This window comes from Mycobacterium sp. DL592 (genome assembly GCF_011694515.1).
Lineage (GTDB): Bacteria > Actinomycetota > Actinomycetes > Mycobacteriales > Mycobacteriaceae > Mycobacterium.
On record NZ_CP050192.1, the window covers coordinates 4,213,732 to 4,238,601 of the forward strand.

General features: G+C 63.3%; 23 protein-coding genes and 3 tRNA genes. 9 read left to right on the forward strand and 17 right to left on the reverse strand.

Features of this window, described 5'->3' with window-relative positions; genetic code table 11:
- Positions 1 to 91 precede the first annotated feature (91 nt).
- Positions 92 to 1,024 carry a glycosyltransferase family 2 protein gene (locus tag HBE64_RS20225; protein WP_167106245.1) on the reverse strand — a complete coding sequence of 311 codons (933 nt, stop codon included), beginning with the start codon at positions 1,022 to 1,024 and terminating at the stop codon, positions 92 to 94.
- A 1,235-nt stretch (positions 1,025 to 2,259) separates the two neighbouring features.
- Complete coding sequence (locus HBE64_RS20230) at positions 2,260 to 3,933, reverse strand: LamG domain-containing protein (RefSeq protein WP_167106248.1); 1,674 nt, start codon at positions 3,931 to 3,933, stop codon at positions 2,260 to 2,262.
- Between the two features lie 288 nt (positions 3,934 to 4,221).
- Here HBE64_RS20230 and HBE64_RS20235 point away from each other — a divergent pair, with 288 nt between their 5' ends.
- From HBE64_RS20235 to HBE64_RS20245, 3 genes are all read left to right on the forward strand, one after another.
- Positions 4,222 to 5,433 (forward strand): glycosyltransferase family 4 protein, encoded by a 1,212-nt coding sequence (locus HBE64_RS20235; protein WP_167106251.1) that lies wholly within the window; start codon positions 4,222 to 4,224, stop codon positions 5,431 to 5,433.
- Positions 5,434 to 5,548: 115 nt separating this feature from the next.
- The gene (locus tag HBE64_RS20240) at positions 5,549 to 6,907 is read left to right on the forward strand and encodes a hypothetical protein (protein ID WP_167106254.1); all 1,359 of its coding nucleotides are present in this window, start codon (positions 5,549 to 5,551) and stop codon (positions 6,905 to 6,907) included.
- Positions 6,908 to 7,003: 96 nt separating this feature from the next.
- The gene (locus tag HBE64_RS20245) at positions 7,004 to 8,104 is read left to right on the forward strand and encodes a glycosyltransferase (protein WP_371744019.1); all 1,101 of its coding nucleotides are present in this window, start codon (positions 7,004 to 7,006) and stop codon (positions 8,102 to 8,104) included.
- A gap of 86 nt (positions 8,105 to 8,190) precedes the next feature.
- Here the strand turns inward: HBE64_RS20245 and rfbB are convergent, their stop codons facing one another.
- Complete coding sequence (gene rfbB, locus HBE64_RS20250) at positions 8,191 to 9,186, reverse strand: dTDP-glucose 4,6-dehydratase (protein WP_208300512.1); 996 nt, start codon at positions 9,184 to 9,186, stop codon at positions 8,191 to 8,193.
- Positions 9,187 to 10,100: 914 nt separating this feature from the next.
- Between rfbB and HBE64_RS20255 the strand changes: the two genes are divergently transcribed.
- On the forward strand, positions 10,101 to 11,600 hold the full coding sequence (locus HBE64_RS20255) for a sugar transferase (RefSeq protein ID WP_167106260.1): 1,500 nt from the start codon (positions 10,101 to 10,103) through the stop codon (positions 11,598 to 11,600).
- 57 nt (positions 11,601 to 11,657) lie between these two features.
- Here HBE64_RS20255 and rplA read toward each other — a convergent pair whose 3' ends face one another.
- The 11 genes from rplA to HBE64_RS20310 form a co-directional block, all read right to left on the reverse strand.
- On the reverse strand, positions 11,658 to 12,368 hold the full coding sequence (rplA, locus tag HBE64_RS20260; RefSeq protein ID WP_167106263.1) for a 50S ribosomal protein L1: 711 nt from the start codon (positions 12,366 to 12,368) through the stop codon (positions 11,658 to 11,660).
- Between the two features lie 134 nt (positions 12,369 to 12,502).
- On the reverse strand, positions 12,503 to 12,931 hold the full coding sequence (gene rplK, locus HBE64_RS20265) for a 50S ribosomal protein L11 (protein ID WP_059015847.1): 429 nt from the start codon (positions 12,929 to 12,931) through the stop codon (positions 12,503 to 12,505).
- Between the two features lie 40 nt (positions 12,932 to 12,971).
- A complete protein-coding gene (nusG, locus tag HBE64_RS20270; protein WP_167106266.1) occupies positions 12,972 to 13,727 on the reverse strand; it encodes a transcription termination/antitermination protein NusG in 756 nt (251 codons plus the stop codon).
- A gap of 30 nt (positions 13,728 to 13,757) precedes the next feature.
- Positions 13,758 to 14,192, reverse strand: coding sequence for a preprotein translocase subunit SecE (secE, locus tag HBE64_RS20275; protein ID WP_167106269.1), 435 nt, complete (start codon positions 14,190 to 14,192; stop codon positions 13,758 to 13,760).
- Positions 14,193 to 14,282: 90 nt separating this feature from the next.
- Positions 14,283 to 14,355, reverse strand: a tRNA-Trp gene (locus HBE64_RS20280).
- Between the two features lie 119 nt (positions 14,356 to 14,474).
- Positions 14,475 to 15,005: a (3R)-hydroxyacyl-ACP dehydratase subunit HadC gene (hadC, locus tag HBE64_RS20285; protein ID WP_167106272.1), complete on the reverse strand. Its 531-nt coding sequence runs from the start codon at positions 15,003 to 15,005 to the stop codon at positions 14,475 to 14,477.
- A 2-nt stretch (positions 15,006 to 15,007) separates the two neighbouring features.
- Positions 15,008 to 15,436 carry a (3R)-hydroxyacyl-ACP dehydratase subunit HadB gene (gene hadB / locus HBE64_RS20290; protein ID WP_167109480.1) on the reverse strand — a complete coding sequence of 143 codons (429 nt, stop codon included), beginning with the start codon at positions 15,434 to 15,436 and terminating at the stop codon, positions 15,008 to 15,010.
- Positions 15,423 to 15,902, reverse strand: a complete 480-nt coding sequence (hadA, locus tag HBE64_RS20295; RefSeq protein ID WP_167106275.1) for a (3R)-hydroxyacyl-ACP dehydratase subunit HadA — start codon at positions 15,900 to 15,902, stop codon at positions 15,423 to 15,425. The genes hadB and hadA overlap by 14 nt, the downstream gene beginning before the upstream one ends.
- A 56-nt stretch (positions 15,903 to 15,958) precedes the next feature.
- Positions 15,959 to 16,126, reverse strand: a complete 168-nt coding sequence (gene rpmG / locus HBE64_RS20300) for a 50S ribosomal protein L33 (RefSeq protein WP_059015841.1) — start codon at positions 16,124 to 16,126, stop codon at positions 15,959 to 15,961.
- 39 nt (positions 16,127 to 16,165) lie between these two features.
- A tRNA-Met gene (locus tag HBE64_RS20305) sits at positions 16,166 to 16,239 on the reverse strand.
- A gap of 37 nt (positions 16,240 to 16,276) precedes the next feature.
- Positions 16,277 to 16,349 (reverse strand) — tRNA-Thr (locus HBE64_RS20310).
- Positions 16,350 to 16,477: 128 nt separating this feature from the next.
- On the opposite strand from HBE64_RS20310, the gene HBE64_RS20315 reads away from it, so the two are divergent.
- The 5 genes from HBE64_RS20315 (at position 16,478) to HBE64_RS20335 (ending at position 20,173) form a co-directional block, all read left to right on the forward strand.
- The gene (locus HBE64_RS20315; RefSeq protein ID WP_167106278.1) at positions 16,478 to 17,194 is read left to right on the forward strand and encodes an MBL fold metallo-hydrolase; all 717 of its coding nucleotides are present in this window, start codon (positions 16,478 to 16,480) and stop codon (positions 17,192 to 17,194) included.
- A 171-nt stretch (positions 17,195 to 17,365) separates the two neighbouring features.
- Entirely contained in the window at positions 17,366 to 18,064 is a 699-nt protein-coding gene (locus HBE64_RS20320; RefSeq protein ID WP_167106281.1) for a crotonase/enoyl-CoA hydratase family protein, read from the forward strand.
- 3 nt (positions 18,065 to 18,067) lie between these two features.
- Entirely contained in the window at positions 18,068 to 18,658 is a 591-nt protein-coding gene (locus HBE64_RS20325) for a TetR/AcrR family transcriptional regulator (protein ID WP_167106284.1), read from the forward strand.
- A 10-nt stretch (positions 18,659 to 18,668) separates the two neighbouring features.
- Positions 18,669 to 19,406 carry a glucose 1-dehydrogenase gene (locus tag HBE64_RS20330; protein ID WP_167106287.1) on the forward strand — a complete coding sequence of 246 codons (738 nt, stop codon included), beginning with the start codon at positions 18,669 to 18,671 and terminating at the stop codon, positions 19,404 to 19,406.
- Between the two features lie 2 nt (positions 19,407 to 19,408).
- A complete protein-coding gene (locus tag HBE64_RS20335) occupies positions 19,409 to 20,173 on the forward strand; it encodes an SDR family NAD(P)-dependent oxidoreductase (protein ID WP_167106290.1) in 765 nt (254 codons plus the stop codon).
- Between the two features lie 49 nt (positions 20,174 to 20,222).
- Here the strand turns inward: HBE64_RS20335 and HBE64_RS20340 are convergent, their stop codons facing one another.
- From HBE64_RS20340 to HBE64_RS20350, 3 genes are all read right to left on the reverse strand, one after another.
- Complete coding sequence (locus tag HBE64_RS20340; RefSeq protein ID WP_167106293.1) at positions 20,223 to 22,457, reverse strand: IniB N-terminal domain-containing protein; 2,235 nt, start codon at positions 22,455 to 22,457, stop codon at positions 20,223 to 20,225.
- Positions 22,458 to 22,823: 366 nt separating this feature from the next.
- Positions 22,824 to 23,135, reverse strand: a complete 312-nt coding sequence (usfY, locus tag HBE64_RS20345; RefSeq protein ID WP_167106296.1) for a protein UsfY — start codon at positions 23,133 to 23,135, stop codon at positions 22,824 to 22,826.
- A 323-nt stretch (positions 23,136 to 23,458) separates the two neighbouring features.
- Positions 23,459 to 24,691: an Ig-like domain-containing protein gene (locus HBE64_RS20350; protein ID WP_371744020.1), complete on the reverse strand. Its 1,233-nt coding sequence runs from the start codon at positions 24,689 to 24,691 to the stop codon at positions 23,459 to 23,461.
- Positions 24,692 to 24,870 lie beyond the last annotated feature (179 nt).

Below are 24,870 nucleotides of genomic sequence, written 5' to 3' on the forward strand. Positions count from 1 at the left end.
TACTGCAGGTTTGCTGAGGTTGCCGCTTCCTCTTCGACGTTCTGGATTGTCGATCCAGTGAGTGCTCATCGCCACCACGCTACGTAACGGTCTAGCTGGGAACTCGCTGTGTCCCCAGGAACCCGTCGAGGGTTCCTCGAATAGCATGGCGCACCTTTGACAATCGGCCCTCTCGCTCTCGTATGGCGTGCGCGATCGGACGGAAGCATTCGACGCCACGGCGTCCCCCCACAACCTGCCATCGTGAAAGGCCGATATCGCCCGCAAAGGTGAACCGATTCCGAGTTGACCAGTAGTAGAAGCTCCGGCTCTTCCCGTACCCGGACGATGCGCCAACCGCATGCCACAAATGCGCGGCCGGTACAACACCAAGACGTCGGCCCGTCCCCCTTGCCTGCCACGAGAAGTACGCATCCTCCCAGTACATGAAATAGCCCCGGCGAAACCCCCCCAAGTCGTGGAAGGTGTCTGCCCGCATCATCGGAGCTGCCCCAGTTACGAACCCGGTCTCGAATGGCTCGCGTCCCGCCTCACCCAGACTCGATCCGTAAAGTTGGTGGGTCACACGCAGCTGTCGAACGTTGATGTCGCCGCCGCAGTACCAAATCCACCGATCCTCATCACCGTCTCCGCTGAAGATCAACGGTGACACAACGTCGAACCGACCGCTGTCGAGTTCCGCTTCGAGTTCGCCCAAGCATCCGGGCTCGAGCCGAGTGTCGGGGTTCAGTAGCCAAACGACGTGCGAAGGTTGTATATCGTTACGGCTCGCAAGGCAATTGATGCCCTCTCCGAATCCAACGTTGCGGTCACTCACGTCAAGGGTGGTTCCATGCACGCCGTCGGTAGCCTGCTGGAGCATCCGCAGATTCTCAGGTTCTGACGAATTGTCGAGAATATGGATGAAGACGCGGCGCCCACGAGGCGTGATGCGGGGAAACTCCCTCACAAGACGTGAGGTTAAGTCGGGTGTGTTGTAGTGAACGGTCAGAACGTGTAGAGCCTCGTCGGGATCGAAAGTCATGCGAATCACCCGCTCCGAAAGTCAGCGGGGCACACCAGTTCGCGCCACTCCACCGCCCCGCGGTTGGAATAGTCTGTGGCAGAGCGCAACTGCTCCGTGCGCCCGCTGGCAGCTGCACGGACCGCCGCCAACCATGCCGCCGGGTCGTCCCAGTCGTCGACAGCACCGGGAAAGCCCTTCCCGAGGATAGAGGTAAGGAAGCCTGTGCTGCGACCTACGACGGGCACACCCGCCTCTAGCGCTCGCAGCGCGACACCGCTTTGAAAGTAGTACTTGTACGGAAGGAGTAACACCGCAGACCCTGCTAGTAGTTGCTGGAACTCTTCTTCGGTAACGAATCGGTTGACGACTGACCATCCCGGAAGATCTGGCCATCCGCGCCCGACAACCATCGGATTCCAGCCAGCCCGCGTCAGCACGGGGGCGATCGCTACCATGGCATCGAGATCACGAGCGGGTTTGTACTGGCCAAGGACGAGAACCGTCTCCGCAGACGTAGCCGGACCCGCGACCTTCGGGCGAGACATCGGATGGGGCAACATGTGAATCCGACGGGTATCAAAGTATTTCGCGGTCACAGCGCGGGCCTCTGGGCTCATGGTGACTAAGTGCGGCCAATTCGACCCGCTCAGCTTTGCGGAAAACATCGCAGCGCATGGCGATATGCCGTTCTGCCGGACTAGCGGTTCCGGATCGTGCATCGCGATGAAAGTCTCGTGTAATGGGTGGCGCCACATCGGCATCTCCAACCAGCCGAGCAGAGGCCATGTAACTATATTCGGCCCACCAGATCGAACGTGCAGACGAGCGTTTCGCACGTGCGCTCCGAGTGCAAGCGCCTTGCCGTAGGGATGTCTGCCAACCTCTCCATTTCGCGAGGCGAGCTCAATCGTGGAGAGACCTTGACCACCTAGGCCTTCAATCAGCCGGCCAGTGAAATGGGCCAGAACGTTATGAAGTGGATTATAGATCCGCACGGAGCGGTCCGCCATGTAATTCAAAGAGTCTCCGAAAGCATACGCACGCGCGTCCTCTCAACTTTCCGAGGTGGTCGACGTTTGGTCTCTTCAAACCATAGCAGTTAACTATTCGTGTCGTAGCCGCGCGAATGGATGGCCGCATCGACAACCAAGGGACTGAACACGGTGATTGCGATGGGTGGATCTCGGTCGTTCAGGCTCATCGCATGCCCCGGACACCCACTTAAACCTCAAGGTGTTGAACAGTGCGGGCCTCTAATTCGGAAAGATCTCCACGTCAGTAATACGGACCACCGAACCATCACCGCCTTCCGACAGAAAGCCAATTGCCGTCAATCCGCCCGGCGGAATAGGCGCGGCATTGTGACCGTCGGAAAGGATCAGTGACCCCGGCCGAAGACTCACCGACCGCCACAGCCCCGGATCCCATCTCATCGGGTGGGTAACGCTCTCAGCTCTAGACCACTTGGTGTCGGCCGAATGCGCCTTAACCGTTCCATAGGCAGTGTCGGATGCCCACCAGGTGTCTCCTACCCTGACGAGTACTCGTTGAGGCGAAGCAGATGGCTTTTCTGAAAGCAACTTGAAACGAACACTCTTGATCTGTGAGCTCGACAGTCCAGTGAGCGGTACCCAGGCGGCGCCTAGAGCCTTGGAGGTCTTGCGAAGGAACGCCTTCGGTGAACCAGACGGTCGTGAGACGCGGTAGTCATCACCCCATGCCGCGGACACATCGCTATTCAATGGCCCCGCAACGGCGGACCATCCAATTTCCGCTAATGGGTGCGCACCCACGGAGGTAACCTCGAAAGAATAAGTTGTTATGGGCTCGTTCGGTTTCAACGTACGGAGGCGGACCGCCATGATCTCCTCGGCCGTCAAGCATCGGTCGAATACCGCAACACCACCCAGCTTACCGGTCGTGAAATGTACGCCTGGAAATTCAGGGGGCTCCCCTTTCACCGCTGCGCCAATGCTGAATCGCTTCATTTTCGGTGAGCTGTTAATGGGTTTATTCAGAACATATGGATTTCGATCGACCGTTGGGTGCAGTGTGTAACCCGGTTCACTCGGAGGTGGTTCCTTGACCGCTTTCCATACATCAGATAATCCATCTATGAAGGCGGTTATCTTCTTGCCGTCATAAGTAAACGCCTCCATGTGCCATTGCCCTTGGCCCACACCTGTGAAGCACTTCCTGGCGCTCGCGGCATAGTCGTGATTGGAAGCGAATCCTGGCGTTGGTCCGTCCTGCGCACCAATATGGGGGGTATAGTGTCCATGAGTCCATGTAATGTAACGGATTGCATCGAAGTAAGAGCCGTACTGCAAAGACTCTTCCGGGCCGCCTGTGCAATATGAGCCGGCCCGGAAGGCCATACCATTTATGTCTGAATCGTCATGATTGTCGGCAGTGTCGTTAATCCACGTTAAGACGGTAACTTGGCCACCGTGTTTGGTGACGTCCAATGCCCCGATCTCGCCATCCTTCACATAAACAGTTTCTCCATCGAGCACTAGCGAGGGACCAAATGGACCGGGGTCAGTCGAGCTTTTGACAACAACCTTCGACCCACGCGCGGTTAAGATCAGCGGTGCGACTCCGAGACTGGAGGTGACCGTGTTCCCACCTTCTGGATCACCCTGGAAATCCCACATCGCAACAAGACCCGCCGGCCACGGGATATCGGCGGCATTCACCGCAGATATGGCCTCGGGGGTATCGCTCTGCTGCGCCCCCGTCGGCTCAGTGCTGGTATCTGGAGCTGATGAATCTTGCGTGGCCTGCTGGCAACTACTTAGGACCAACGCGCCCGAAGCGCCAACGCCGAGAAGCCCTAGGCGGCGGAAAACCTCACGGCGCGAGAACAATCCGCCAGATTCGATGTCACTGAATACCAGACGGGGGTTGTTCTCCGAGGAGCTCATTCGACGGAGAATACTGCGTGGGGGGTCCGCCCGCCGCATATGCAGGGTCGTGTGTCCGCCGAGTTGCGCCGTGTCACACGTCAAAGTCGGATCGGCCCACAGAGCTGCTGCATGCCCACCACACCGCCGCGGGGCCACCTTCGGACCAGTTAATTCGTGCGTATCGAACGAAACTCTCGTACTCTCACACCGCTGGGCACCCTCGGCATGTCGCAGTGCGAACATTCAGCTTCGCGAAGACGCCGGGATTCCAGCCGAATGCTGGCTACATCTGAGTTGGGGGCGCCGATGAAAGTGCTGCTACTGACACCGTATTCGCCTCTGACTCAACATGACCACGCAGCGAACGATCTGATGCGGCCCCTCGTCAATGCACTGGCAGGCTTTTCGGAGGTTCATGTATATGCGCCCGGTCAGCGTAACGGCACACTAGACCAGTGGAAGGTTGACGGTGTCACCTACCACGCAGGCTCGGCTGTGCGCAGAACACAGTTGGACCGTATCTCGCCTTATCCATACGCGGGCCGCGGATCATGGTCTCGACAATCCACGCGGGAAGCTCTAGCTGTTGCACGGACATTGCGCCCCGACATTCTGCACGCAGAGTACAACCAGACCGCGGAGGCACTTCTGCGCTGTGACAAACACGTGCGTCACACATTGATGCGCACCAGCATCACGCTTCACGACTTGTCGTGGGGAACGGCTGAAAGGTCACTCCTGAGCCACAACATGATCCGCAAGTGGATGCAAGAGATCGAGCGTGTGAAGATGCGGCGCACAAGAAGCGCCATCTTGACCAATGTGGACGCCGCACTCGTGTATTCGAAACGCGACAAGGAGAAGCTCTCCGACGCTGCCGGAATCGTCGAAGTCGTCCCCGTCGGAGTAGAACCGCCTCGCACGAGATGGATTGGAGATCGGCCCCACACCGCCGTTTTCGGCGGGGCGATGTGGCGCGCAGAAAATGAGGTCGCTGCTGTCTTTCTCGCACGGGAGGTCATGCCGCTCGTGCGTCAAGTGCTACCCACTGCTGAACTGCGAGTATTCGGAGCAAGACCGACTGCTTTGGTTCGTGCGCTCGACGGTGCGAATGGTGTCACCGTCGTTGGGCAAGTCGATGATTATGATGACGAGTTTCTCCACGCGGCGGTGAGTCTTGCGCCGTCCATGGTCGACGCGGGCGTATTCCTGAAGGCGATTCGGCCGATGGCCATGGGCTGTCCGGTCATTCTGAACTCCGCAAGCGCCAGCCCCATCGCGGGCCTTGTTCCAGGCTTGCACGCACTTGTTGGTGACGGTGCGCAAAGCATTGCGAACCACATTGTTACGACAATGCAGAACACTGAGCAGGCGAGACAGCTGGGTGGAGCGGCAATGGACCTCGCGCGCGAGCACTACAGTTGGGAGCGCACTGCTAACGCTTACATGGAAGTGTTCAGGCGAATGCTCCAGGGCCAAAGCCCGTTCCGAGGGGCGGACTCACGACCGGCAACGTAGCGGATCCACGCCGGCACTTAGGAGCCATGCAATCTAGTCGCATATCCTGTTGCGCAACAGGATATGCCCGCAGATGAATCAACAGATCGACTAGTCAGTGGCACAGGGGAACGCCGTGGATTCTCACTTCTCACGCAGGAGGCTGTTCCACGCTGCCGCACAGGTAGCGACCGCCGGTGTGCTGCTGCCTGGAACTGGTGAGCCGACCGTGGCATCGGCGGCGCTACCAGCACCGTCGACCCATTACGTCTCCAACGCGGGCAACGACAGCGCCGACGGGCTCACCCCCGCCAGTGCTTGGGCAACCATACAGAAGGTCAACGCAGCCCTGCCGGGCGGACGGTCGACAGTTCTGTTCCGCCGCGGCGATACCTTCTATGGCGAGTTGACGCCCCCGTTTGGGTGCGAGGTCGGCGCATACGGCTCCGGAGTCAGACCCGTGCTGACGATGTTCAAGGTGCTGAACCGTCCCGACGGGTGGGTGCAGCACAGCGAGGGCATCTGGACGATCGACCTGGGCTCGCCCGACACCCACGGCGGATACAACGCGCTCAACGACGCCAACATCGGTTTTCTCATGGTCGATGGCACCGCGGTTCCGACCATGAAAGCCGATCCCGCTCAACTGACTTCACCGTGGGACTTCTGCACCGATATCGCTGGGCATCTCCTCTACGTCAAGTCGTCTGCCAACCCGACCACGCTGGCCCGCGACATCCGCGCGGCACCGAACGGCACCAGCGCGACAGGGCAGGTGATCAACTGCATCAATGGGTCGCTCGACATCCACGACCTACACATCACCGGCTCCGGCGGATGCGGGATCGCCGGAGAGGCGACAGACGTGCATGTGCACGACTGCCAGATCGACTACATCGGCGGCTCCATCCTCCAGAACGGAGCCAATCCTCGCTACGGCAACGCAATCCAGAACTGGGCCAACAGCCAGCGCTGGCTAATTGAGGGCAACGAGATCACGCAGGTGTACGACGCCGCCTGGACCGCACAGGGGCGGGACGTCGCCGACGGTCCAGTGCTATGGCGCGATCTGACTGTACGTAACAACCACATTCACGATTGCGGCCAGACGTTCGAACTGTGGTCCGAGAGCAACAACGCCGCCTCTCCCGGCTTCGGCAACATCAGCATTGCGGGAAATCTTTGCCAGCGTGGTGGCTATGGGATCTTCTCTGACGTTCGGCCGGATCAAGGCGTGCGTACGCATTTGCTCACATATCGGCTGCAAACGCCCGTTGATGTGGTGATCCAGAACAATACTTTCGAGGATGCGTACAGCGCGTACAGTTACCACTCCTCAGACGTGCCTACCGGCTACATCACCCGCAATAACACCATCCGGCTGAAACCGGGAACCAAGATGGAATTCCAGCGGCCGGAGACGGTCGAGGAAGCCCAAAGCTGGCAAAGGGCCACCGGGCAGGAAAGCGGTTCGAAGATCTCAATCCTGCAGTGAGCCAACGGGTCTACGACTAGCGCAAATCCTGCCGCCAATATATAACTTCTTGCTGTCGAAACTATTCCGGTTGTCGCTCACAGTGAGGGAAATATATTGCCGTCTGTCGCGCTGATCGGAACGCGGGGATATCCGAGCTATTACGGTGGCTTCGAGACAGCAACCCGGAAACTCGCCCCCTACCTCGTGGAGGAAGGTTGGGATGTCACCGTATACGGTCGGCATAACGCATCAAGGCTCGACGACCCCGAGAGAGATCCGCGCGTACAGACGCGGGTGACGCGGGGCCTGGAGACCAAGAGTCTGAGTACCCTTTCCTACGGACTCACATCGACATTCGACGCCGCGGTGCGACGTCCTGACGTAGCACTGGTCATGAACGTCGCCAACGGATACTTCCTCCCGTTGTTAAAGGCGCGCAACATTCCCTCGCTGGTCAATGTCGACGGTATCGAGTGGGATCGCGACAAGTGGAACGCACTGGCCAAACGCGTCTTCTATCAGGGGGCCCGATGCACGGCACGCTGGAGTGACGGTCTGATCTTCGACGCGAAGGCTATCGAGTCCTACTGGCAACAGAAGTTCAGGGCCACAGGAACTTTCATCCCATATGGAGGGACCGTTCCGCCGCCACTGCCGGTGCCCGACGGTTTGGTGCACCGGGGTTACGTGCTGATCGTTGCCCGTTTCGTGCCGGAGAACAGCGTCCCTCAGTTCTTTGAAGCGGTGTGTACGATCGCCGCCAAGCATCAGGTGGTCATCGTGGGGACGACCGGATACGGCGGGGAGTTGGACGACGCAGCGCGGCAGTTGGCCACCGACTGGCCGACGGTGACCTGGCTGGGCCACGTCTCCAACGACAAGTTGCTGCTCGCCCTCTGGCAGCACGCCGGCGTGTACTTTCACGGCCACAGCGTCGGTGGTACGAATCCGGCACTGGTTCAAGCCATGGCAGCAGGCGCCCCAACGCTGGCCAGAGATACCGTGTACAACCGGGAGGTACTGGGATCGGCCGGACGATTCGTGCCAGGCGAGTCGCAGGCCATCGCCCGGGCCGTACTGGACATGATGGACGACCGCGCGGGACTCGACCAGGCAAGCCGGGCCAACCAGACGCGCGCCGAGGACGACTACTCCTGGAAACAGGTATGTACGGAGTACGAGCAGGCGTTACGCGCGTTGCTCACATCGACCTAGAGCCTCATCGGTCCAGTTCTGGGCCACGACGTTCGCCGTTTCGGGTTTAACTGCGGTACAAAGCTTTTCCCTGCTGAGGGTGACGGTCACTGGCCGAGGCCGGCGTAGAACGCCTCGGTGGCGTCTTTGGCCGGCCCCCACCAGTCTGCGTGTTCGCGGTACCACTCGATGGTGTCAGCCAATCCGCGCGTGAAGTCCCGATACTTCGGTTGCCAGCCCAACTCTTCACGTAGCTTGGTGGCGTCGATCGCGTAGCGCAGGTCGTGACCGGGCCGGTCGCCGACATGGTCATACGCATTCGCAGCATGCCCCATCAAGGTGAGGATCATCTCGATGACGCTCTTGTTGTCCCTCTCCCCGTCGGCGCCGATGAGATAGGTCTCTCCGATGCGACCCTGTTCCAGGATCCTCAGCACCGCCGACGAGTGGTCGTCCGCATGAATCCAGTCGCGAACGTTGCGCCCCTCCCCGTAGAGCTTGGGGCGCAGACCGCACAGCACATTGGTGATTTGTCGCGGGATGAACTTCTCGACGTGCTGGTAAGGCCCGTAGTTGTTCGAGCAGTTCGAGATGGTCGCTGCGACGCCGAACGAACGGACCCAGGCCCTCACCAGGAGATCGCTTCCTGCCTTCGTCGCGGAGTACGGCGACGAAGGGTTGTACGGGCTGGCCTCGGTGAACCTGCCCGGATCATCAAGCGCCAGATCGCCATACACTTCGTCGGTAGAGACATGATGAAACCTGGTTCCGTACTTTCGGGCCGCTTCAAGCAGGGTGAACGTGCCCACCAGGTTGGTATCCAGGAACGGTTTCGGTCCATGCAGCGAGTTGTCGTTGTGCGTTTCGGCAGCAAAGTGAACCGCGGCATCGGCCCCGGCAAACAGCCCGTCAACTACGGCCGCGTCGGCGACGTCGCCGTGGACGAATGCGACCCGCTTGTCCGGTAGATCTTTGATGGACGCCCGATTGCCCGCATAAGTCAGTTTGTCGAGCACGGTCACGTGATAGCCGGTGTGATCGATCACATGCCTGACGAAATTTGATCCGATGAAACCCGCGCCACCGGTCACAATCAACCGCATCAATGCGCCCTATCCCGCTAGATCCGATAGACACCAGCCATACTCCGAGAATGCTGGGGCCCGGGCCCGCCGACGCAGCTCATCATCGGTGATGGCGCCTTGCCGCCTGCAATATGCTCGGCTAGAACAACTTCGAGTTCGATACGCAATTCCCGGGTCCGGACCCATATGTCGCGCCCGTCGAAGTATAGGCCACGCGCACTGCAGATTTCTGTCGGAGACAATCGCTAGAGGCCCGGCCGATCTCCCGCCAAGAGCATTCCTATCAATATCGCCATATTGTAAAACGCTCCTGCGCAATCGGTCCCGCGCGCCCGGTCCCAGCCACCGCGCGGCTGAGGCGGGCCGTGGCCCGAGTCGTACGGCCGCCGGTCGGCTTCGAAACTCACCACCGCCGCGCCGCGTCGTGCCGTGACCGATCAGAATGTTGGCAGTCTCACCCTCGCACCTGACGAAGTGGCTGCTCCGCAGGCCGATGGATTGCCTTGCCGCACAGGCCGTGCCGGTATTGGAAAGCCACCACGGCGCCCGCACCCCCGGCCCGGGGGCCTGATCTGGTTGCCGCGCGGCATCAGAGCTAACACCGTGGGAGGTCTTTCGGATGTTCATGCTCGATAAAGCGCTTACTTTGCATTGTCAAGCAAACTGGTTCGGCTTTCAGCGGTACGGATGACCGCGCACTCCGAGGAGGTGATTCAGTCGACGATGAGTTATCGTCAACCGCGCGTTGGGATTTAGCTGAGATTGCACTTCTGGGTAAATAAATCTCCAGGCCGGCCATTCGAGCCGACGTGAATCTGAGCATCTACTGTCAATCTCATTGCTTAGTCAAGCGAACCTCGCCTGCTTATGAGTAAGATCGCACGCGTTACGCAATTGGAGCTGGACGAGATTCTCGGGAACTGGGGGATTTGTTGACAGCTGCAGGCGAAAGCAATGAGCTACAGGTTGCGGCCCACACCGATACAGCGCTGACCAACAGATTCGCCTCGTGGCAGTACGGCTATGCGCGGCGCCTCGTCGCCATCGACTTCGTCGGAGTCGTTGCCGCGGTTGGGCTTGCCCACTGGATTCGATTCGGCAACATGCCCGTGGTACCCCGAACTCCGCAGGGCCCCAGCTACACAACGGTCTCGCTGACGATTGCCGTCATATGGTTGGCCGCGCTATACGCTGCCCGATCCCGCTCGGTGCGAATCATCGGCGCGGGCGCAGAAGAGTACCGCCGTGTCTGGGTGGCGACCCTGTCGGTGTTCGGTGGCGTTGCGATTGTCTCGATGCTGTTCAAACTCGAGATCGCCAGGGGCTATCTCCTTGTGGCCCTTCCGGCGGGAATCGTCATTCTTGCCCTGATGCGCTGGTCGGTCCGACGCTCGATGATCAGAGCCCGAATGAAGCACGGCCGGTACATCACTCGCGTACTGGCGGTCGGCAGCGTTCCCGCCGTTCGTGATCTGACTCAATCCCTCGCCCGCGAGCAGTGGTCGGAATACCAGGTCGTCGGCGCGTGTATACCCGGCCCCAACATCCACACCCACGTCGACGTACCCGGCGTCAGGAAAGTCCCGACATTCGGTGACGAATCCAACGTGGTGGAAGCCGTCCTGGCCACCGGCTGCCAAGCCGTAGCGGTCACAGCGACCGAGCGCCTCCACAGCCGCGCGATCAGAGATCTGTCATGGGAACTCGAGAAGCTCGACGTCGACCTACTCGTCGCGCCCGGTGTCGCCGATATCGCAGGACCGCGACTTCAGATGCGACCGGTGTCGGGACTCCCGCTGATCCACGTCGAGAAGCCACAGTACGACGGCGCCAAGCGCTTTCAGAAGCGAGTCTTCGACGTCGCGTTCTCGTCCGCAGTCCTGCTGTGCGGCTTCCCGTTCCTCGTCCTCGTCGCACTCGCCATCAAGCTGACGAGTGCAGGACCCATCTTGTACCGATCGAGCCGTATCGGCTTGGACGGCAAGCCATTCGTCATGCTCAAGTTCCGGACGATGATCGATGGCGCTGATCGCATGGTCGACAGATTGGCGCGCCACAACGACTTCCAGGGTGGGGTGCTGTTCAAGCTCCACGACGACCCTCGAGTCACCCCCGTCGGCCGGTACTTGCGCAAGTACAGCATCGACGAACTGCCACAGTTCATCAACGTCCTCAAGCGCGAGATGAGCGTTGTCGGACCGCGCCCCCCACTGGCCAAAGAGGTCAACTCCTACGACGACTACGCGATGCGCCGTCTGCTCGTACGGCCCGGCATCACGGGCCTGTGGCAGGTCAGCGGCCGCTCCGACCTGTCGTGGGAGGACACCGTCCGGCTCGACCTGTTCTACGTCGAAAACTGGTCCATGGTCGCCGATTTGCTGATCGCTCTGAAAACGATGAAGGCCGTCTTCTCACATTCAGGGGCGTACTGAGCCCTCAAACGGCGAATGGCCACCTGCTGCAGCAGGTGGCCATTCGAACGAAATGCGTTACGCCTCTTCGGTGAAGTTGCGTGTGACGGCCGGGTCGACCGGGATGCCCGGGCCCGTGGTCGTCGACACGGTGATCTTCTTCAGGTAGCGGCCCTTCGACGAGGACGGCTTGGCCCGCAGCACCTCGTCGAGCGCGGCGCCGTAGTTCTCGACGAGCTTCTTCTCGTCGAACGAAGCCTTGCCGATCACGAAGTGCAGGTTGGCCTGCTTGTCGACGCGGAAATTGATCTTGCCGCCCTTGATGTCGGCCACAGCCTTGGCCACATCCGGGGTGACGGTGCCGGTCTTGGGGTTGGGCATCAGACCGCGCGGGCCGAGCACACGGGCGATGCGGCCCACCTTGGCCATCTGGTCGGGCGTGGCGATCGCGGCGTCGAAGTCGAGGAAGCCACCCTGGATCTTCTCGATCAGGTCGTCGCTGCCGACGACGTCGGCGCCGGCGGCGATGGCGGCTTCGGCCTTCTCACCCACCGCGAACACGGCGACGCGGGCGGTCTTGCCGGTGCCGTTGGGCAGGTTGACGGTGCCACGGACCATCTGGTCGGCCTTGCGCGGGTCGACGCCCAGCCGGATCGCTACCTCTACGGTCGCATCCTGCTTCTTCGACGACGTTTCCTTGGCGAGCTTGGCGGCCTCGAGCGGGGTGTAGAGCTTGCTCTTGTCCACCTTCTCGGCGGCTTCGCGGTATGCCTTGCTTGTCTTGCTCATTGGTATCTCCTGAATTCAGAGGTTGTGGTTGCGAGCCGAAGCGGGCTCTCCCACGTCTAACTTTTCGTCGAGTGAGAAGTGACGCTGTTGGTTACTCGACCAACCTGTGCGTCAGCGCTCAATCAACAGTGAAATTATTCGACCGTGATGCCCATCGACCGGGCGGTGCCGGCGATGATCTTGGCGGCCTGGTCGATGTCGTTGGCGTTGAGGTCGGCCTTCTTGGTCTCGGCGATCTCGCGCACCTGATCCCAGGTCACCTTGGCAACCTTGGTCTTGTGCGGCTCGGCCGAACCCTTCTGCACACCGGCGGCCTTCAGCAGCAGCCGGGCGGCGGGCGGGGTCTTCAGTTCGAAGGTGAAGCTGCGGTCCTCGTAGACGGTGATCTCGACGGGGATGATGTTCCCGCGCTGGTTCTCCGTCGCGGCGTTGTAGGCCTTGCAGAACTCCATGATGTTGACGCCGTGCTGGCCGAGCGCGGGGCCGACCGGCGGGGCGGGGTTGGCCTGCCCGGCCTGGATCTGGAGCTTGATCAGCCCGGCGACCTTCTTCTTGGGAGCCATGGGTGTTCGTTTTCCTTTCTGGGGGCCGAAGCCCGACTTACTAGATCTTGGCGACCTGGTTGAAGGTCAGTTCGACAGGCGTCTCGCGGCCGAAGATAGACACCAGCACCTTGAGCTTCTGCTGTTCGGCGTTGACCTCGCTGATCGACGCCGGCAGTGTGGCGAACGGGCCGTCCATGACGGTCACCGACTCGCCGACCTCGAAGTCGACCAGAATCTCCGGGCGCTCCAGCGTGGCCTCCGACGACGCAGCCGCCGCAGTCGAAGCCGCCTTGCCCTGCTTCTTGGCCGCGCCCTGGGGCAGCAGGAACTTCACCACGTCGTTGAGCGACAGTGCCGTCGGCCGCGAGGTGGCGCCGACGAAGCCGGTGACACCGGGGGTGTTGCGCACCGCGGCCCACGAGTCGTCGGTCAGTTCCATGCGCACCAGGATGTAGCCCGGCAGCACCTTGCGGTTGACCTGCTTGCGCTGGCCGTTCTTGATCTCGGTGACCTCTTCGGTGGGCACTTCCACCTGGAAGATGTAGTCGCCGACGTCGAGGTTCTGCACGCGGGTCTCGAGGTTGGCCTTCACCTTGTTCTCGTAGCCGGCGTAGGAGTGGATGACGTACCAGTCACCCGGCTTGCTGCGCAGCTCAGCCTTGAGCGCGTCGGCCGGATCGAGTTCCTCCTCGACGGCCTCGGCGGCGGCTTCCGTCGCCTCGGCTTCAGGCGCCACCTCGAGCTCAGGTGTGGTCTCGTCGATGACATCGACGAGGCCTTCACCCGTGGGGGTATCGCCTTCGGGGGTTGTCACGGTAGTCAGTCCTCTCTCACAACATCCAGGTCAGCCGAACACCAGCAGCACCAGCTTGGCCAGGCCCAGGTCCACGCCGCCGATCAGCGCCACCATGAAAGCCAGGAACAGCAGCACGACGCTGGTGTAGCTGACCATCTGCTTGCGGTTCGGCCAGATCACCTTGCGCAGCTCGGCAACCACCTGCTTGAGGTAGTTCCACACGAACACGAAGGGGTTGCGCGACGGTCCGGTGGAGGCCTTCTTCGGCTTCTTGGCTTTCTTGCCGGACTTCGTCTCGTCGACGCCGAGTTCCTCGGCGCCCGATTCCACTTCTTCCTGCTCGGCCAGTGCGGTGGCGCCGGCGCGCTGCCGGGTCCGCTTGCCGGTGGGACGCTGGGGGCGGCTCACGACGACGGTTTGACCGCCGGTGGTGTCCTCGTTGCTGTCGCTTGCGGCGTCAGCACTATCGCGCTCATCGCTCACCGCATGCTCCTTTGTGTCGAGTCCGTATGGGCTGGGACCACCCAGCCCGGTGTGCACCCTCCAGTGTCCACCATTGCCTATTCAGTTGAGCAGGGGCGACAGGACTTGAACCTGCAACCTGCGGTTTTGGAGACCGCTGCTCTGCCAGTTGAGCTACGCCCCTCTGTTGGTCCCCCCACATAACTCGCGCGCTCCCCGTTCGGTGAAACCCGAACCGACGGACAGCGCGCTTACGTGGGAAAACCCCGAGGTCCGAGTGTACAACGGCACAACGAGCAGGTGTTAATCCGCTTCGTCGTCCTCGTGGCGGACGGGCTTGCGCAGAACCTGGCCGGTTTCGGGGTCCCAGCCGGCCGAGATCGAGTTGTCGCCCTCGTGGCCCATCAGGGTGGTGAAGGCTTCCATGACGACCTCGCCGGTCTTCACATCGACCAGGATATTTCGGGAGGTAACGATGTCGGCGCCGAACCGCTCGTTGACCGAGTCGATTGCCAAGCTGCCGCGCAGCTCGTCACCCTCGGCGATCGGCCGGTAGAACTTGAACTTTTGGTCCACCTGGACGATCTGCAGGGTTTCGAAGCCCACGTCGACGTGCTGGAAGAAGTGCCGCTGAATCATCACCGCGAAGATCGACATAAAGGTCAGGGGTGCGACGAGTCCGTCGTAGCCGAGTTCCTTGGCCGCCTCGGTATCGATGCTGGCCGGGTCCTGGGCCTTGATCGAATTGGCGTACTGGCGGATCTGCTCACGGCCGATGGTGAAGGTCTCCGGGTACTCGTACACCATGCCGCGGATGTCGGTCTTGAGGGCCATCTCTACGCCAGCTTTGCGATGGCTACAGCGCGGCCGAAGATCTTCTTGCCGCCGGTGGTGGCGGTCAGCGCGATGTGGACGGTCTTGGTCTCGGCGTCGGCAGACTTGACCTTGCCGGTGAACACGATGTCGGTCCCGGTTCCGTCGTTGGGGACTGGGACGATCGCGGTGAACCGAACGTTGTATTCGCTGACCGCGCCCGGGTCGCCGACCCACGCCGTCACGTAGCCGCCGCCCAGACCCATGGTCAGCATGCCGTGGGCGATGGCGGTGTCCAGACCGACCTGCTTGGCGATCTCGTCATCCCAGTGGATGGGGTTCAAGTCGCCGGACACCCCGGCGTAGTTGACCAGGTCTGCCCGGGTCAGGGTGATCACCCGCTCCGGCAGCTCTTCGCCGACTTTGACCGAACTGAACTCACGCAGTGCCATCGTTGAAGCCACTCTCTCCGTTTTCCTCGCTTCGCCCCGCCAGCGTCGTGTAGGCCTCTTGGACCACCGTGCCGTCCTGGTTCGTGACGATGTTTTTGGTGACGATGATGTCGGTACCGTGCGCCTGCCGAATGGAATCCAGGTAGACGTCACAGTAGAGCTTGTCTCCGGCCGTGACCGGGGCCAGGAACTTCAGTACCTGGTCGATCTGAACGATCTGACGGTCGGAGATGCCGATGTTGGCGTTCTCGAAGAACGCCTTCTGCGCCACGTAGCTAAACACGCTGATGAACGTCAGCGGTGCGGGCAGCCCGTCGTAGCCGAGTGCGGCGGCAGCCTCGTCGGAGACGAAGACCGGATCGTCGTTATGCACGGCCCTGGCGTATTCGCGAATCTTTTCGCGCTCCACCGCGTAGTGATCGGGATAGCGGTAGTGCGTTCCGACGAGAGTCTGGGACAACGCCACGGGCTAGAACCTACCTAGTAACTTTCTCCGGCCGTCACACGGACAGCCGGGCGCGATCAGCGCGACTCTTTGTGCGGCTGATGCGTGCCACAGTTCGGGCAGAACTTCTTCAGCTCCAGCCGATCAGGATCGTTGCGGCGGTTCTTCTTGGTGATGTAGTTGCGGTGCTTGCACACCTCGCAGGCCAAAGTGATCTTCGGCCGGACGTCAGTACTGGAGGCCACGTTCGTTGCCTTCTTTCACACTCTCGTAGTTCGTTCCTGTAGCGGTGGGGAGGCTCGATCTCCCGACCTCACGATTATGAGTCGTGCGCTCTAACCAGCTGAGCTACACCGCCCCGATCGACGCGGGCGGAGCTCCGCTCGCGTCCACCGAGCCCCCTAACGGAATCGAACCGTTGACCTTTTCCTTACCATGGAAACGCTCTACCGACTGAGCTAAGGGGGCCTTACCCTCGGCGTCAGTTGAACCGCGCCGTGGGCCTTAAAGAGGGTACAGCCTGCGACTCGGCTCAGCCAAACCGCTCGTCGAGGGGCGAAATCCGGCCTGGCACGTACACGCCATAGGCTGAGGTCATGTCATCGACGGACCGGCTGTACTTCCGCCAACTGCTCTCCGGCCGGGACTTCGCGCCCGGCGACATGATGGCGCAGCAGATGCGCAACTTCGCCTATCTGATCGGCGACCGCGAGAGCGGCGACGCCGTGGTGGTCGACCCGGCCTACGCCGCCGGGGACCTGCTCGACGCGCTGGAGGCCGACGGCATGCACCTCTCCGGTGTGCTGGTCACCCACCACCACCCCGATCACGTCGGCGGAACGATGATGGGCTTCACGCTGGCGGGCCTGGCCGAGCTGCTCGAGCGCGTCAGCGTGCCGGTGCACGTCAACGCCCACGAGGCGCTGTGGGTGTCAAGGACCACCGGCATCCCGATGAGCGAGCTGACCGCCCACGAGCATCGCGACAAGGTCGCCGTCGGCGACATCGAGATCGAACTGCTGCACACCCCCGGGCACACCCCGGGCAGCCAGTGCTTCCTGCTCGACGGCCGACTGGTGGCCGGCGACACCCTGTTCCTCGACGGCTGCGGGCGCACCGACTTCCCCGGCGGCGACGTCGACGAGATGTTCCGCAGCCTCCAGCAGCTGGCCGCTCTGCCCGGCGACCCCACGGTGTTCCCCGGGCACTGGTACTCGACCGAGCCCAGCGCGGTGCTCTCCGAGGTCAAACGGTCCAACTACGTCTACCGGGTGTCGAGCCTGGAGCAGTGGCGCTCGTTCATGGGCGGCTGACCGGCCTGCAACTGGTCACGCCGACATCGAGATCCGTTGGCAGACTGGCTGATTCGTGCGCCAGACCGGGGCCGTGGGATTCCCCGCCCGGGTGGGTCGAGATTGCATCTTGGCAATCGGAACTTTGTTACGTAACGTCGATTCAACTGACGCTGCGACGAAGGAGCATCCATGAGCGGGCCGGTAAGTTATCGCAAGGACGACGCGATCGCCGTGATCACACTCGACGACGGCAAAGTGAACGTGCTGAGCCCGAGCACGCTGCAGCACATCAACGACGCCCTCGATCGCGCCGAGGCTGACAACGCCGCAGCGGTGGTCCTGGCCGGCAACGAACGGGTGTTCAGCGGTGGCTTCGACCTCAAGGTTTTCCGCTCCGGCGATATCGACGCCTCCATCGCGATGCTGCAGGCAGGTTTCAACCTGTCCCACCGCCTGCTGTCGTTCCCCAAGCCGGTCGTCGCCGCCATCACCGGGCACGCGATCGCGATGGGCGGGTTCCTGGCATGCAGCTTCGATCATCGAATTGCCGCCCACGCCTACAACTTCCAGGCCAATGAGGTGGCGATCGGGATGATCCTGCCCTACCCGGCGCTGGAGGTGCTGAAGCTGCGGCTGACCCCGTCGGCCTACCAGCAGGCCGTCGGGCTGGCCAAGACGTTCTTCGGCGAAACCGCACTGGCCGGCGGCTGGGTCGACGAGATCGTGCTGCCCGACCAGGTGCTCCCCCGCGCCCTGGAGGCCGCCCAGGAGTTCACCACGTTGACCCCGGGGGCCCACCTTGCCAGCAAGCTGCGGGCCAGGCAGGCCACTCTCGATGCGATGCGCCACGGTATCGACAACATCCATACCGAGTTCGGGCTGTCCTAGTCCGTGCCGAGGGTCAAGCAGCGCACCCCCGAGCTGCGCGACCGGGTGGTCGACGTGGCGGTGGCCACGTTGTGCGAGAACGGCATGTCCGGTTTCACCACGCGACGGGTGGCCGAGCGCGCCGGCACCTCGGTGCCCGCGGTGTACGAGCTGTTCGACGACAAGGCCGGCCTGCTGCGGGCGGTCTTCTTCGAAGGGTTCCACCGCCTCGGCCGCCAGCTTGCCGGGCTGCAGGAAACCGCTGACCCGCTGGCGGACCTGCGCGCCGTGATCCCGGTGTTCCGGCGGTTCTGCCTGGACTACCCGCCACTGGCCCGGGTGATGTTCAGCCGCCCGTTCCAGGATCTCGACCCCGGCCCCGAGCAGACCGGGGCCGCGCCGACCGTGCGGGAGATCCTCGTCGGCAAGGTGCAGCGCTGCATCGCCGCCGGCACACTCTCCGGTGATCCGGTCGACATCGCGCACGTATTGCTAGCTCTGGCACAGGGTTTGGCCGTGCAAGAGGCGGGCGGCTGGCTGGGCTCCTCGGCCGTCTCGGTCAACCGCCGCTGGGACGTCGGGGTGCAGGCCGTGCTGGCCGGGTTCGGCCGGTAGCGTGCCGAGGATGGGACGCGTCGACGGCAAGGTCGCAGTCATCAGCGGCGCCGCGCGCGGCATGGGCGCCTCGCACGCCCGACTGCTGGTCAGCGAGGGTGCCAAGGTCGTCCTCGGTGATGTGTTGGACGACGAGGGCATGGCAGTCGCCGACGAGCTCGGTGACGCCGCGCGGTATGTGCACCTAGACGTCACCGATCCTGACCACTGGGCGGGCGCCGTCGACACGGCGCTGCACGCGTTCGGCAAGCTCGACGTGCTGGTGAACAACGCGGGCATCGTCTACCGGCGCACGTTGGGCAATCTGGAACCCGAACGCTGGCAACGCGTTCTCGACGTCAACCTCACCGGGACAATGCTGGGCATCAAGTCGGCGATCGAGCCGATGATCGCCGCCGGCGGCGGCTCGATCATCAACATGTCCTCGATCCAGGGTATGCGCGGCACTCCGGGAAACCACGGCTACGTCGCCTCCAAGTGGGCGATCCGCGGACTGACCAAGTCCGCCGCATTGGAGCTGGCGCCCAACAACATTCGGGTGAACTCGCTGCATCCGGGGATGGTCCGCACCCCGATGACCGCGCACATGCCCGAAGATCTGGTCGCCGCACCCCTGGGTCGGATCGCCGAGCCCGTCGAGGTGTCAACGTTCGTGTTGTTCCTGGCCAGTGACGAGTCCTCTTTCGCCACCGGCTCAGAATTCGTCATGGACGGCGGCCTGATCGCCGACGTCCCGCACCGGAGGTGAGTATGGGCCGTTTCGAGAATCGTGTCGCGATCGTCACCGGCGCGGGCGCATCTGACGGGATCGGCTTCGCCGTCGCCCGCCATCTTGTCGCCGAAGGAGCCCGGGTGGTGCTGGGCGCCACCAGTGACCGCATTCACGACCGCGCCGGTGAACTCGGTTCTGCGGCAATCGGTGTGGTGGCCGACCTCACCGTAGACGGCGCCGCCGACACGCTGGTCGCCGCCGCCACCGAGGCCTGGGGGCGGCTCGACATTCTGGTGAACAACGCGGGAATGACCTCGGTGACCAGCGGGTGGGACACCGAAGCCGAGGTGCCGCAACTGTCGTTGCAGGACTGGGATTCCGCGATAGCGCGCAACATGACGACGGCGTTCCTGATGTGCCGGGCCGCGGTACCGGTGATGACCGCAGCAGGCTACGGGCGCATCGTGACGGTGGGTTCGACGACCGGCACCGTCAACGCGATGCCCGGCCAGGCCACCTACACCGCGGCGAAGGCCGGGCTGGTCGGGTTGAGCCGTGCCCTGGCGCTGGAGGTGGTGCGCGACGGTGTGACGGTCAACGTCGTCGCGCCGGGCTACGTGCTCACGGGTTCACAGCTGGAGTTCGAGGCGGTCGCGGCATCGGCGGGACCGTTCGGTCGCAGCGGCACAACGGACGAGATCGCCTCGTGTGTGCTGTTTTTGGCTCATGAGACGGCCTCGTTCGTGACCGGTGCGGTGCTGGTGGCCGACGGCGGGCACAACCTGCCCGAGACCTGGACATGAGTCGGCGGGGACCATCCGGTCCCCGCCGACATCGGACTGGCTCTGCGGTTCAGAAACCCAGGTGATGGTCGAACTGGTTGTGTGACGACAGGTCGGTGGCCGCCTGGGCGTGCGAGGCCGACGGGTCGTTACTGGCGTCGAACAGCGAGTGACTCGAGTAGTCGGTCGACGCATGGGCGGACTGGTCGACAGCGGAGTGATCCGGCGTCGGGGCCGCGACATGGGTCGCCGAGTCCGCGGCAACGTGCTGGTCGACGGTGGTCGACGCGTGGTTGCCGCCCACCGAGGTGGAGCCAGCGGCCGCGCCGCTGCCCTGGGCTGCGGTGATCACCGAGGCGCCCTGCGAGCCGGCGGCGACCTCGCCACCGCCGGATGCCGATCCGCCGGTGTTGATCACCGTGCCCTGGCTGGGCGAGCCCAGCTGCGTGTGCGTGCCGGTGACGGCACCACCGCTGGCGGTGCTGTGGCCGCCGAGGGCTGCGCTGTCCTGGCCGAGGATGTCGGCACTGCTGTTGAAGCTGTTGTGGGCGTTGGTATTTCCACCGACAGTCGTCTGTCCTGCCGATGCGGCAGCATCGGTCGAGCCGGCAGCCTGCACGGCGCTGTGCGCACCGAGCGTCGTCGCCTCGTGGGTGAGGAAGTCCGCACTTCCCCCCGCCGCCGCGCCCGCGGCCACGTTGGTGTGACCGTCGACGGTCGCACCCCCAGCAGGGGTTGCCACAGTGGCGGCGGTGTGTCCGCCGAATGCTCCACCGACGTTGGCCTGAGTACCGAATGCGCTGCCGACGTTGGCCTGTGTGCCGAATCCGCCACCCACGTTGGCCTGTCCGGCGGCACTCGACTGCCCGCCGAGTGCCGCGCCCTCGTTGTGGAGGAAGCTCGCCGCCGCGGTGTTGGTTGCTGCGGCCTGCGTGCTCAACGCGGCACCGCCGAGCGGGCTGACGATGCCTGCTGTGGTCGCGCTCGTCACCGCGGTGGTGCCGGACGCGCCCAGGCCTGCTCCGCCTAGACCGATCGCGCCGCCGCCGGCAGCCGCGGTCTGGTTGGCGAATCCGGCGCCGCCGAGTGGGCTGCTGAAGCCTGCGCTGGAGTTGCTGCTGAAGTTCCCCTGGGCGCCGACGCCGGTGTTGACGGTCGGCGAGCTGGAGTTGGCGCTCAGGGCCGTGCGCCGTTCGGCATCGACACCGCCGTTGGCCGAAAATCGGCTTCGGTCAAGGGCTTCGGCGCCTGCACCCGCGGCGAGTCCCGAGCCGATGTTGGCTCCGCCGCCGGCGTTGCCGCCGAACTGTGTGCCACCACCGAGGCCGGCATTGATGCCGCCGCCGAGTTCGGCTCCGCCACCGACGTTCCCACCGACGCCGAAGCCTGTACCGATGCCAGTGTGCGTGCCAGCACCGAGGCCGGCGTTGAAACCGCCGCCGAGTTCGGCTCCGCCGCCAACACCAATCTCTGAACCCAGACCGGCATTGAAACCACCGCCGACCTCGGCGCCGCCACCGAGGCCAAACCCGGTGCCCAAGCCACCACCGACACCAGCACCAGCGCCGATCTCAGCACCCAACCCAGCCTCGAAACCACCACCGACCTCAGCACCGCCACCAACACCAAATCCCGTGCCCAAGCCGGTACCAACGCCAATCTCCGAACCGAGGCCGGCATTGAAACCAGCACCGACCTCAGCACCGCCACCGAGGCCAAACCCGGTGCCCAAGCCGCCGCCGACACCAGCACCAGCGCCGATCTCAGTACCCAGGCCCGCCTCGAAACCACCACCGACCTCGGCTCCGCCACCAACACCAAAGCCCGTGCCCAACCCGGTACCGACACCGATCTCCGAGCCCAGCCCAGCCTGAACACCACCGCCAATCTCAGCGCCACCACCGATGCCCAGGCCCGTGCCCAGGCCAAGGCCGGTCGACAGCCCGGTTTCGAGGCCACCACTCAACGCGGTGCCCAGCCCGGCTCCGATACCCTCGCCGATCCCGGCCGCCAAGCCGGTGCCGGCGTCGGCTCCGACTTGCAGCGCTTGGTCACCGATCACCGCGGCGTCGCCGACGGGTGCGAATCCGAACTGATCCGACACCGCGTGGGCCAGGCCGGCCACCGGATCCGCCCCGGACAATTGCAGGCCCGGAACAGCGGAGGCGGCGACGGACTGGAGTTCCTGCGGGCTGACGTCGGCCAGCCCGGCATTCGCAAGCGCGGCGTTCGGGTCCGCGACGAACGTCTGCGCGGCGTTTTCATTGGCGAACAGATCGAGGATGAACTGCAGCAGGGTGTCCATGAAGAAGTGCCTTTCGTCTCTGGAGAGAAGCTCTACCCCGGCTGGCCGGGTGACTTACCGCCACGTTATGAACAACGCCGAGCCCCCAACATGGGGCGCACTCCCCTGCCCGATAGGGCCCCTACCGGGATAACCCAGCAATCCCCATTAGGGGATTAGGGGATCGAGCTTTCGCTACCGGGCGTGAGCAGGCGCTTCTTTGACTGAACACCCATATGTCCTGATCAGATCCAACACCGCGGGCACCACCCGCCGCCAAGGCGATTCCGAATCGTTACCTCGTTATTGACAGGCGCGATACTTACAGCAAAGCAAGCGACGCTTTCGTCCGTCCCCGGGGGACGGGCGTGGGCACCGGGTGAACGGTTAAGCGCTCGAGTGGTTCTGCCAGTGGTCTGGATGGTCAGCCAGCCACCGCCGCTCCACCCGTTGCACGCGGTGGTGTTCGGCGGTGATGGCCAGACCACCGGCGATCAACAGTCCTGCAGCCACCGAGATCAGCGTCATCAACAGCTCGTGGTGGTTGTAGGCAAGGGCGGCAACCACCCCGGCCAAACCGACCACACCCAGAGCGATGAGGAGTAATCCCGGCAGCCACAGGGTGTCGACGAACGATTCGCCGGCATGCGGCTGAGTGGTTCGCGCGTGATCCACCGGATCGCGATATGCACCCTTCATGGCGTCTCCCTTCCGCGAAGAGACACCCCCAGCCTACGCTCGCTGTGAGCTAGCTCACAGCTCAATTCCTGGGGGCGACAGTCCCGGCGAGGGTGCGCCTAGTGTCGGCGCTGGCGGCGTGTCGGCGGGCCGACACGCACGCTCGCGGAAGCCGTCACCGGTTGCCGGCATCGGCCGCAGGCTAGTCGGACTTACCGCAGCTGCAGCTGTCTCCGCACGTGCAGTTCTGGCAGGTACAGCTGGCATTGGTACAGGTGGACGTCGTTGTCTGGTCGCTCATGACAACCATCCTATACCTCCGGGGGGTATAGAAATCCCACGCGCTACGGCTTAGGCGTCAGCGCGCTGCCCTTGAGCCACTCATTCCACGGCAGCGACCAGTCGCCGTTCTGCCAGATCGCCAGCCCCGGCCCACCGGTACCGCGGACCTCGACGACGTCGCCGGGCTGGGAGAAGTTGAAGAACCAGGCGGCGTTCTCACCGTTGAGGTTCAGGCACCCGTGCGAGGTATTGGTGTTGCCCTGCGCCCACGTGGTGGCGTTGAGCTGGTGCAGATAGATGCCGTCGGTGCTGATCCGGGTGGCGTAGGGAATCTTGAGCTTGTAGCCCATCGACGACGCAACCGGCAGACCGTAGGTCGACGAGTCCATCGTCACCTCTTCGGCCTTGTCGATCACGGTGTAGACCCCGGGCGGGGTCCAGAACGAAAACGTCCGTCCCGCAATGGTTTCGGTACCACCACGGCCCATGGACGTCGGCATGGCGCGCACCAGTTTGCCGTTGTCGAAGACGTTGACGGTCTTGGTGGCGTCGTCGGCGATCGACACGTGCGCGTCGCCGATCGTCAGCGTCGCCGTCTCGTTGTTCTGGCCGTACAGACCGTCGCCGAGTCGCATCCCGAACATGTTGGCCGTAACCGTGACCGTGGTGCCGGGGCTGTAGTACGTCTCCGGGCGCCAATGAGCGGTGGCGTCGTCAACCCAGTACCAGGAGCCCTTCACCGGTGGGTTGGCCGTCACCACCAGCTGGCGTTCAGCGGCGGCCTTGTCGGTGATCGGCTCGTCAAAGCGCGCGGAGATGATGGTGCCGATGCCGTAGCGCTGGTCCTCGTGGATCGGCAGACCGCCGGGCGTCTCCAGGTACACCGCGGTCAGGTTGTTCGGCGTTGCCGTTGCGAAAGTGGTGGTGCGGGCCAACGGCACACCGCTGGTGCCGCGGCTGGCGACCTGCAAGGTGTAGTTGCGGCCGTACTTCAGCTGCTCGGTCGGCTGCCACGACGTACCGTCGGGCGACAGCGCCCCGGCAACGGTGTTGCCGTAGTCGTCGACCAGGGAGACGTTGGTGATGCTGCCGGCCACGACCCGCGCCGAGACCCGGCTCAGCGGGCTCAAGTCAGCGGAGCCGTTCGCCGGAGCAACGCCCAGCAGCGGCGGCTGCGGGGCCGCAGGCGGGGCCGGGGCCGCCGCAGCAGCAGCAGTCGGGGTCTTACAGCCGTCCTGGCACCCGGGCAAGCCGGCGACGTCGCTGCCGAGAACTGCGAGGAGCAACGCGCCCACGACCAAGATCGCCGTGCTTGCACGACCGGGACGACTCACCGAAATTCACTCCAGAGCTGGTCGACGATATGTTGCCGGCGTCACCATTGACGACTGAGATCATAGACGGAAACCCGCTCCCATTTCGACGTGACGACAGCGGTACCAGCGGTGGCCTGCAGCAAAGACCGGTCACCTAG

What these genes read in the sequence shown, in the direction of transcription:
- HBE64_RS20225 (WP_167106245.1), bottom strand. Translation starts at nt 1,024, where the DNA reads ATGACTTTCGATCCCGACGAGGCTCTACACGTTCTGACCGTTCACTAC.
- HBE64_RS20230 (WP_167106248.1), bottom strand. Translation starts at nt 3,933, where the DNA reads ATGAGCTCCTCGGAGAACAACCCCCGTCTGGTATTCAGTGACATCGAA.
- HBE64_RS20235 (WP_167106251.1), top strand. Translation starts at nt 4,222, where the DNA reads ATGAAAGTGCTGCTACTGACACCGTATTCGCCTCTGACTCAACATGAC.
- rfbB (WP_208300512.1), bottom strand. Translation starts at nt 9,186, where the DNA reads ATGCGGTTGATTGTGACCGGTGGCGCGGGTTTCATCGGATCAAATTTC.
- rplA (WP_167106263.1), bottom strand. Translation starts at nt 12,368, where the DNA reads ATGAGCAAGACAAGCAAGGCATACCGCGAAGCCGCCGAGAAGGTGGAC.
- rplK (WP_059015847.1), bottom strand. Translation starts at nt 12,931, where the DNA reads ATGGCTCCCAAGAAGAAGGTCGCCGGGCTGATCAAGCTCCAGATCCAG.
- hadC (WP_167106272.1), bottom strand. Translation starts at nt 15,005, where the DNA reads ATGGCCCTCAAGACCGACATCCGCGGCATGGTGTACGAGTACCCGGAG.
- hadB (WP_167109480.1), bottom strand. Translation starts at nt 15,436, where the DNA reads ATGGCACTGCGTGAGTTCAGTTCGGTCAAAGTCGGCGAAGAGCTGCCG.
- HBE64_RS20315 (WP_167106278.1), top strand. Translation starts at nt 16,478, where the DNA reads ATGTCATCGACGGACCGGCTGTACTTCCGCCAACTGCTCTCCGGCCGG.
- HBE64_RS20320 (WP_167106281.1), top strand. Translation starts at nt 17,366, where the DNA reads ATGAGCGGGCCGGTAAGTTATCGCAAGGACGACGCGATCGCCGTGATC.
- HBE64_RS20330 (WP_167106287.1), top strand. Translation starts at nt 18,669, where the DNA reads ATGGGACGCGTCGACGGCAAGGTCGCAGTCATCAGCGGCGCCGCGCGC.
- HBE64_RS20335 (WP_167106290.1), top strand. Translation starts at nt 19,409, where the DNA reads ATGGGCCGTTTCGAGAATCGTGTCGCGATCGTCACCGGCGCGGGCGCA.
- HBE64_RS20340 (WP_167106293.1), bottom strand. Translation starts at nt 22,457, where the DNA reads ATGGACACCCTGCTGCAGTTCATCCTCGATCTGTTCGCCAATGAAAAC.
- usfY (WP_167106296.1), bottom strand. Translation starts at nt 23,135, where the DNA reads ATGAAGGGTGCATATCGCGATCCGGTGGATCACGCGCGAACCACTCAG.